At 61.7% G+C, this 8,563-nt stretch carries 4 protein-coding genes and 1 pseudogene; 2 read left to right on the top strand and 3 right to left on the bottom strand.

Going from position 1 to position 8,563, the window contains the following annotated elements; genetic code table 11:
- Window positions 1–303: 303 nt before the first annotated feature.
- Together Q0J81_RS09160 and Q0J81_RS09155 are read left to right on the top strand one after the other, a co-directional pair.
- Window positions 304–1,104 carry a PD-(D/E)XK nuclease family protein gene (locus Q0J81_RS09160; RefSeq protein ID WP_294447349.1) on the top strand — a complete coding sequence of 267 codons (801 nt, stop codon included), beginning with the start codon at window positions 304–306 and terminating at the stop codon, window positions 1,102–1,104.
- 1 nt (window position 1,105) lies between these two features.
- Entirely contained in the window at window positions 1,106–2,404 is a 1,299-nt protein-coding gene (locus tag Q0J81_RS09155) for a hypothetical protein (protein ID WP_294447348.1), read from the top strand.
- A gap of 650 nt (window positions 2,405–3,054) precedes the next feature.
- On the opposite strand, the gene Q0J81_RS09150 is transcribed toward Q0J81_RS09155, so the two are convergent.
- From Q0J81_RS09150 to Q0J81_RS09140, 3 genes and pseudogenes are all read right to left on the bottom strand, one after another.
- Window positions 3,055–5,544 carry a hypothetical protein gene (locus Q0J81_RS09150; RefSeq protein WP_294447347.1) on the bottom strand — a complete coding sequence of 830 codons (2,490 nt, stop codon included), beginning with the start codon at window positions 5,542–5,544 and terminating at the stop codon, window positions 3,055–3,057.
- On the bottom strand, window positions 5,537–7,222 hold the full coding sequence (locus Q0J81_RS09145; RefSeq protein ID WP_294447345.1) for a DUF2357 domain-containing protein: 1,686 nt from the start codon (window positions 7,220–7,222) through the stop codon (window positions 5,537–5,539). The genes Q0J81_RS09150 and Q0J81_RS09145 overlap by 8 nt, the downstream gene beginning before the upstream one ends.
- 1 nt (window position 7,223) lies before the next feature.
- A pseudogene (locus Q0J81_RS09140) lies at window positions 7,224–8,563 on the bottom strand (hypothetical protein); the annotation flags it as partial.

Below are 8,563 nucleotides of genomic sequence, written 5' to 3'. Positions count from 1 at the left end.
CGCTGCGTTTAACGCCGGAAGTGAATTCCGGCTACTTGCGGCCGTCGGCGCGGACTCCTCAGGTCGCCCGCGTTCCCACGAGCGTTGACAAGAAGCTGAAAGAACCAAGGGGGCGCGGGGGGAATTATTCCCCCCGCATTGCCTTTCTGCCTTTCTGCCTTTCCTGCCTTTCCGCCTTTTTTTGGCATTCGATTGAATATGCACGTTCTTGACTTGCGATATTCGTTTGAGCATATTTTAGACGAAGACAACAATGCAAAACGGAAGCGCTGCCCGACAGGGGCGGTGCTGAAAGGAGCGAACATGACGGAGCTGATACGGATACGGGCGTCGAGCCTGCCGGAGCTTTTCGACTGTCCGGCGAGGTGGGAAGCGAAGAACATCAAGGGGATGAGACTGCCGAGTTCCGGGGCGGCGCAGCTTGGGCGCGCGGTGCACGCGGGCACGGCGCTTTTTGATCTTGGCCGGATACGGGGCGCGGGGCTGAGCGCGGAGGACTGCGCGGCCGAGGTGGTGAAGACCATACGGGAGCCTCGGGAAGAGGTGGACTGGGGAGATTCGAGCCCAGCGGCCATGGAAGGAATCGCGCTGGCGCTGCATCGCAAGTACTGCGCGGAGATAGCGCCGGGATTTGATTTTGTGGACGTGGAGGCGGAGTGCCGCGGGTTGGAGATAACTGGTCTCAGCATCGTGCTCACGGGCACGACGGACCGGGTGTACCGGGACGAGAGGGGTCGTTTCGGCATTGCGGACATCAAGACGGGAAAAAGCGCGGTGGGCACGGACGGCACGGTACGCACGGCGGGTCACGCGGCGCAGGTAGCGGTGTACGAGCTGCTTGCGGAAGAGGCCACGGGACGCCAGATGGACGCGCCGGCGGTGATCATCGGCCTTCAGACGGCGAAGACGGACGCGGGACGCCGCGCGGGCACGGGCAGCGTGACCGGGGCGCGTGAGCTGCTTGCGGGGCGGGAAGGCGCGCCGGGACTGCTGGAAGCGGCGGCGGCCATGCTGCGTTCCGGGATATTTTTCGGCAATCCGCGTTCCACGCTCTGCCACCAGAAGTATTGCCCGGCATATGAGAGCTGCCGGTTCAGGAGATGACATGACACAGCGCCCTCTTTCCGAACTCAGACAGGCGCCGCGCCCGGCGGCGGACGCGAACTTCGTGCACGCCGAAGGCTTTGCGCTCATGGAGCGCATGGCGGCGGCGCTTGCGGGCTCCGACCTTGTGCCGGAGGAGTACCGGGCGGAATCCACGAACCCGCAGACGCGGCAAACAATGAAGAATCCCGCGGCGTTTTCCAACTGCCTCATGGCGCTTTGCGCGGCGCGGCGACTGGGGCTCGATCCGTTTTCCGTGATGCACGGCCTTCGGGTGACGCACGGAAGGCCGACATGGAGCGCGGGCCTGCTGCTTGCGGGGCTTCAAAGCTGCGGACGGTTCACGATGCCGTGCATTGAGCTTGCGGAACGGACGCCTGCTACGGAACGTGGCCCTGCGGAACGCGACGCGCCGGACGGACGAAGAAAAGACGCACGCGAGGAACGCGGAGAGGAAAACGGCAACCGAGAGAAAAGCGAACGCAGACGGGGCGACGCAGACGGCGGGCCGGACGCTGCCGATGCCGAAGCGCCGCGCACGGCGGAGGGCATACGGGAAGACGCGCCTTTTGCGGCGAGCGAGGGCGCGGAGCAGGACGCCGCGCGAGACAAGACCGCGGACGCCGCACGTCCGGACAAGACGGCCACGGGCGGACGGCACGAGCTGTGCTGCACGGTGCGCGCCACGGAAAAGGCTACGGGGCGGGAGCTGACCGCCTCGGCCATGCTGCTCCGAGCACAGGGGGAAGAGCCGAACAATGAGCCCGGGGAATCGGACCAGACGGCGCTTGCGCTGCGCCTCCGGGCGCTTCTGCGGTTCTGCCGCCTGTACGCGCCCGACCTTTTTCCGGGACTGCCGGACGATGCCTTCGGAGGGGAGGACGCCGGAGAGCACCCCACGCCCCGCGCCTCTGCCGACCACGCCGGAAACGCACCGCGCGCGAAGGTGACGCTTGAAGAAATTGCACGGCAGGCGAAGAGAAGCCGCGAGACGGCGGAATCTTCTGCGGCAAAGGCGGCGAGCCCCGAAGCTCCGGAAGCCCGAAACGCGACGCCGAAGAGCGAGTCCCCCGGGGAAGACGCCATGCCGCAAGGCAGCGCCGCCCAGACCAGCTCGGCCCGAAGCGACAACGATGCCGACAAGACGTCGGAACACGCGGGAAAGACCCCCCCGTGCATGGCGGAAGCGAAAAACGCCAAAGATCGGGACGACGGCCGTCCGACGAGTGCGCCGGGCGACGAAACGACCATGAAGAAGACCAAGAAGGAAGGGGCTACCGCCAAAGCCCTTCAGCCCTGACCCGGCCCCCTGAACGCGTGAAGCCGCGATGCCCGGACGCAGAACCCCGCTGTTCTGCGTCCGGGCTTCTTTTTCAACGCTCGACAAGGAGCCCTGCCCCCCTTCAGGCGATTCCTGAACTTTTCAGACCGTTCCTGAACTTTCCTTTGCCGGCCCCTGTTCTCCCGTTCTTGCCGGACATCTCCCGGCAAGGGCCCGGAACTCCCCCCGACACGCGTATGCGGCCGCAGATATGCCGGCCCCTGCCCCGCACGGCTCCGCGCCCTTGCTCCCGTTGATTTCAGAAGAGGCATCCCGGGCGAGGCGTACGGCGTTCACGCCGCTCCGCTCATGTCCGACCCGGCCCATATGTGGGACTCGCCCCCCGCTCACGATGTCACAGGCAACGATGCCGCAAAAGGCAAAACAGGCCGCAACGCGCTCCGGAAGGCTCTCCCTTCGCGACTCCGATTGGCGGAGGTCCAGCAGGAAAGCTCACAAACACTCTGGAAGTCTGAGCCCGGCAAACGAACGCATGCCCTGTTCAGACCGGAATCGAAGACAATGCATGCTGGCTCCGCTCAGTCCGTTTTCCTACTCCGCACAGGGCATCCGCAGCGTCCGGCTCCGCGCGAACGGATCCCCGATAAACAGGGAATTTTCAGACTTCCCTACCCGTCGTCGTCTTCGCTCACGATGGGCACGGCGCTCGGGTCGCCCTTGTAGTCGATGTACTTCAAAATATCCTCAAGATACTGACGACTTTTGACCAGGTTGTTCTTTGTTCTTGCGGCAAGTCTGCAACGATGCTCGGCGTCACCGAGATCCTGTTCAATTTCCGCAATGTAGCCCTGAAGTTTTTCCCGCACATGGAATTTTGCGGTTTTTGCGTCGTCCTCTCCCATAAAATTCATGTGTCCGCTTTGCAGACGATATTTAAGCAGCACGAAAATAAGGGAAGCCGCATTCATGAACTTCACCTTCTTGTATTCGCGCTGCGCTTCCATCATGTCCAGCGCAGTTTCCAGAAGGCTGCAGGCCAGGTCGTCATTCAGCGCATTGCAGGCCTCGGGCCGGTAATGCAGCACATGAAACGCCGCGGTGAGGGCAAAGGAATACTGCCGACCTTCCCTGACGACATACTGAAACAGCAGTCGGCAATCCTCCTTCGTACTGAAACATCGCCCGGCCGTCTCAATGAAGTACCTGTGCAGCTTCTCTCCCTTGAGAGCCCGACGGATTCCCCCGGCGATCTCCTTCCTGAATGCCGCGGGCGTTCTTCCCCACAAGAAAGACGCCTGCCTTGCCAGTTGAGGGAAAAGCTGGCCGACATTGTTGCGTATGCTCACAAGCTGGCCGGCCACCTGCATGAATTCCTTTTCAAGCCCCTGAACCGTATTGCCGTTCTCGTCGATGAGCTTGAGCGGCCTGGAAGGGATGAGCCATTTCGTGCGCATGCCGGCATACTTCGACAGCGACTCCACCGTGGGGGCAGACTTCACGAAATACAGGCAATCCGTCCTGAACGACGCCTTTTCATAGGTGGTCACGGCATTCGAAAGCATGATGTGCCCGTCATCCGGGCAGAAAAGCTCTTCCTTCGGCAGCGTGTCTATTTCCTTCATGCGGGAAAAGTCGAAAAGCAGCTCTTCCACGGAGTTGTCGAGCGCCACAAGTCTGACCTGCGCCAGACCGCTGGCCGGCTTCATGCGCACGCGCATGACGATGGGAATGTCCTTCACCGGCACAAAGGGAAACGGTACTTCCTCGCATCGGTACGTTTCTTCGGTATCCTTTTTGAGGTATGCCGTCAGACTGGAATGGCGCTTCTGATAGCTGAACCCTTCCACCTCATTGGTATATTCCTTGCCGCCCTTGCAGGTTGCGGCGTCCACAAGGCTCTGCCAGATTCTGTGCCTTCTCCGGTCCTCCGTCATGATTCTGAGTCCTGGAAGCGTATCCAGATACGTCGGCAGATCGTCGCGCAGCCGCTCTCCGTAAAGTTTTGCGCCTTCGGCCACAATGTCGGCATCCATGCGCGAAGGCAGCCAGATGGTGTCGGGCATGGGGGTACGGGATATGGGCAGCATGCCCGCGCAGGTTCGTCCGTCAAGCCATCGGGGACGCTCCCTCGGCATGAGCGGCCCGCACAGCACCACGCCGCGGATGCGGCCCGCTCTGCCTCGCTTCTCCACTTCGCCTTGTATCGCGGCGTAAAGCAGCGCTTCCCATGAAGAGCTCTCTCTTACGCTCTTCCGACCTATCTGGGCGGAAATCCACGTGCATTCGCGGGCGCGCGAATTCTGCCACGGAAGAAGATCCTTCTCCGGATTCCACAAGTCCCACGAGCCGTCCGCACGGCTCCAGAGTTCCTGTCCGCCCGAAGTGCCGCCGCGTCTTGTAAGTGATTCCCATACTTCGGGAAAGCGCATCATCTGCTGCCACTTCTCCCCCACGGTATCGCCCGGGCAGCAGCTCCATGCCCAGTCCATGCCCGTCAGGCCCGAGCCTTTCCGCCCGCGTGAACGCACGGGCACGGGATATCCCGTTTCCTCGTCATGCATGAGAGAAAAGGACGTCGCTTCCAAAAGATCCGGTCCCAGGTAAGCCACAAGCATCCAGTCGTTCGGGCCTATGCGGAAGTCCGGTCCCAGCGCGTGGAGCCACTGCATGGCGGCCGCCACGGGCCGCCACACGAGCTGAACGCGATCCCTGGCGCTGCCGAAGGTGCGAAGCAGATCTTCCTGCCCCATTTCGTCGAGCGTGTCGGGAATGGCCACCACAAGATTCTGCGATTTCCATTCCGCCTTTTCCAGCAGATCGGCAATATGGGCGTGCAGGGCCGCCGCCGTGGAAGAACGTGCGGCGCCGGTCCCCGGAGACCAGTACGAAGCTCTGTCGCCGTCCATGACGAGCCGGCTCCAGAGAAGCGCCACGGGAACGCGGCGCAGGGCAGAGTTCTCCGATACTCCGGCTTCCGGCGGCCACATGAGTCCGGTTTCCAGACGGCTTGCCGCCGCCTTTTCCCCGGCCAGAAACGCCCCCCGCCAGGAACGCGGAAGTATGACCGAGGCCGGCAGAAAGGCGGGATTGCGCACGCTCTTTTTGCCCGCGCACGCATCCCCCAGACCGAAAGCAGCCAAACCGAGGACATCAGGCATCGTCGTTCTCCAGAAGTTCCACGAAAAGGTCGTCCAGCAGCATGGTCAGGACTTCAATGTTTCTCATCCAGAACTGCGGCTCTGCGGCAAGACGGGCCAGATGCGTGTTCTCTCCGGCCTCGAAGTCGGGCTCTCCCCGCAAAAAGGCGTCGGCCAGCACGAGTCCGGTAAGATTCGCCACGGGGTAGCGCATATTGATGAGCTGACTCTGTTTTCCGAGTCCCTGTTCTGCGGACCTGCGCACGGCCTGAAAGTTCTGTCTGCGAGTGGAAGAGAGCGTATGCACCGGCCACGTCACCAGAACGCTGGGGGTCGCCTTTTTTCTCCCCAGCGGCTTGAGCACGAAAAACAGCGTGCCCCCCGTGCCTCCGAGGGCAGAAGCCACATCGTGCCTTTCAGCCTGCCTGGCATGCACGAGTTCCAGCACGGCCCTGCGCTTCCCGTGCGAAAGCAGAAAGGGCCCGGGTTCCGAACCCGACACCACGCGGCTGCCCTGCACCTGTTCGCCCAGAAAACCGCATCCGGCCCGGGCCAGAGGCGAAAGGCTCACAGCCCCCTTTCTTCCGGACGAAAGTTCGAGCAGCGAAGCGCCGAGCAGAAGCGTGCAAATGTCGGCCCAGGTACGTCCCTGCCAGGCCCACATCCAGTCCTCTTCGTCCTGCTTGCGCAGGAGCTTCTGATACAGATCCCATATTCTGCGATAGCGCGCATCGCTCTGCAGCACGTAGTTGGGCCGCACGCCGCCTTCCAGTTCCTCCACGTCTTCCCAGACCGGATTTTTCAGCAGTTCCTGACAGATGACGCCGAAACGATTCACCTCGCCCGCATAACCGGCGTCACTCGCCCCGGCGCAGACCACGCGCACATACTGCCGGCATTCCCGCACGCAGCGCAAAAGAAATTCCCGAAACACGCGGTTTTCCAGCGTGTTGAAGGTTTCGCGCCGGGACATGGCCTGAAGGCGCTGCCTGTTGGCCGAGGCCTTCTGTACGGGCGTGAGTCCCGGCTGTCGAAAATACCAGTGCAGACACCCCGAGTCCATTTCCGCGGCCCGGGCGGCGGGCAGAAGCCGGCGCTCGTGAATGAGCACACGGCGCGCCGAACGAACCAGTTCCTGCACGCGCTGCGCCATTTCTTCGGCAATGGACACAATGAGGGAACGTTTCTGCGTTTTTCGTTCCTCGGCGTATGTTCGTATGTATCCGGGCAGATCCATCCACGGAACGGCCGAAGCGCCCTTCTCCCGAGACCCCGAACGCTGCACGCAGAAGTCAAAGAACGACATCCATTCCAGCACGGCCTGCTGCAGTTCTCCTTCGTCGCGAAGACTGCCGGACACGGCCCCCTCGGAACGGACATTCATCCTTTCACGGGTTCCGTCGTGAACAATAACTATCCTCATGGATCCGTCATACCGTGCGGCATGGCGGGATGCGGCTATGGAATGCGGCACACGGTAGAGCCGGTAACGGCCTCCCATATAGGGACAGCCCAACGGCATGAAATCTTCGTGCCTCGCGTCCGTGTTCACCCGGAACTCCCCGGGCACGGAAAGCACGGGACTGCCGAAATACGGCAGCAGTACGTCCCGGCCTTCAAAGTCTTCCGTCTCCTGCCGACAGCCTGCGGCCGACCACGGCCACACATGGAACTGTATGCGCTCCCCGTTCATGGTCATGCTATATCCTCGTCACGCCCTGCCAGAGGAATATTCCCGTGTCGGAAGCATTGCTCAGCGACTGACGAAAAGCCTCCCTGAGCTCCTCATCGCCGAGTTCGGCGACGACCTGTTCTATTTTCTCCAGACTGTCCATGGACGTGGGCAGATTCATGTCGCAGCCGCGGAGCTTGGGCAGGATCTTCTGCTCGACCTGATCGGCAAAGGCCATGCGCATGGCGTCGTTGCCCGGCTTCACTCCCGGATAGTTGGCCACGTAACTGTATATGGCCTCCTCCACGCGGAAACCGAAGGCGCGTCCCAGACCGGCAAGGGCATCATTGAGCTTTCTGGTCCAGTCGCCGCACTCCTCCATGTACTGACGGATATCGCTTTTCTTCCAGCTTTCCCATACCTTGCCGGAAATGGGCGAACCGCCGTTCATGGCGCTCATGACCGGCTTTTTCTGATCCCTGCGCCGCGCAGGCTTGCCGAAACGCAGCACATTGGCGCGGTCGAGCACCTTGTCTGACAGCGTCTGGATGCTTTCGTCCGCGTTCATGGTGCCCACGAACAGAATGTTGTTCGGTATCCAGATGGAAAAATGTTCGTGTCCTGTGCCGGTGTCGAGCTCGACGGTGGCCCGGTTGCGGGACTCGTCATCGGCCGGATTAACCGTACGTCGCAGCTCAAGCTTTGAGAGAAATTCGCTGAAATAATACTCGGGACGGGCGAGATTCATTTCATCGAGCAGCACCATGAGCATCCCGTTGCGTATATTCCTGTCCTCAGGACTATTAAAATCCCTGCCGTAGGGGTCCATGCGCAGAAGACAGCGGGAAAGTTCGGTAGCCTTGTAGCGCCGCTCCAGATAGTTGTAGAAACCGAACAGATCCTGCGCGGAGTCCCAGCGCGGCTGTACGGACAGGATGATCTGATTGATGCCCATGAACTCCGCGTACTTCACGGGCAGAAGCGTCTTGCCCGTGCCGGAAACGCCGGCCAGCACCGTCAGAGGATTGATGTCCTGACACTTGAGCGCCGTATGGAACGCCTTGACCGTTCTGTCGGGGAAGGTCAGATGCGCGTCGCTCAGCGCGGTCTTGAAATCCTGAAGCAGTTCACGCTCTTCCGCGCTTTCCACAAGACGACGTGAAATAAGCGACACGGGCTTCTGCATGAGCTCCTCGAGCGCCCTGTCCTTTTCAGGGGCGCCCCCGGCAACCTGCTGCCCCAGACTCTGCACTTCCTTTTTCAGCGTGGTGAGCTGAGCATTCAGCGCAAGAAATTCCGTCTTCGCCTCCGCGTGCCGCTTCTGAATGTCCGAAAGCTCCCGCTCCGCGCTCTCGCGCTTTCCGGCAA

This window comes from uncultured Mailhella sp., from assembly GCF_944324575.1.
Classification (GTDB): domain Bacteria; phylum Desulfobacterota; class Desulfovibrionia; order Desulfovibrionales; family Desulfovibrionaceae; genus Mailhella.
The sequence above is the reverse complement of the archived record's forward strand: the minus strand, read 5'-3'. Positions and strand labels throughout refer to the sequence as shown.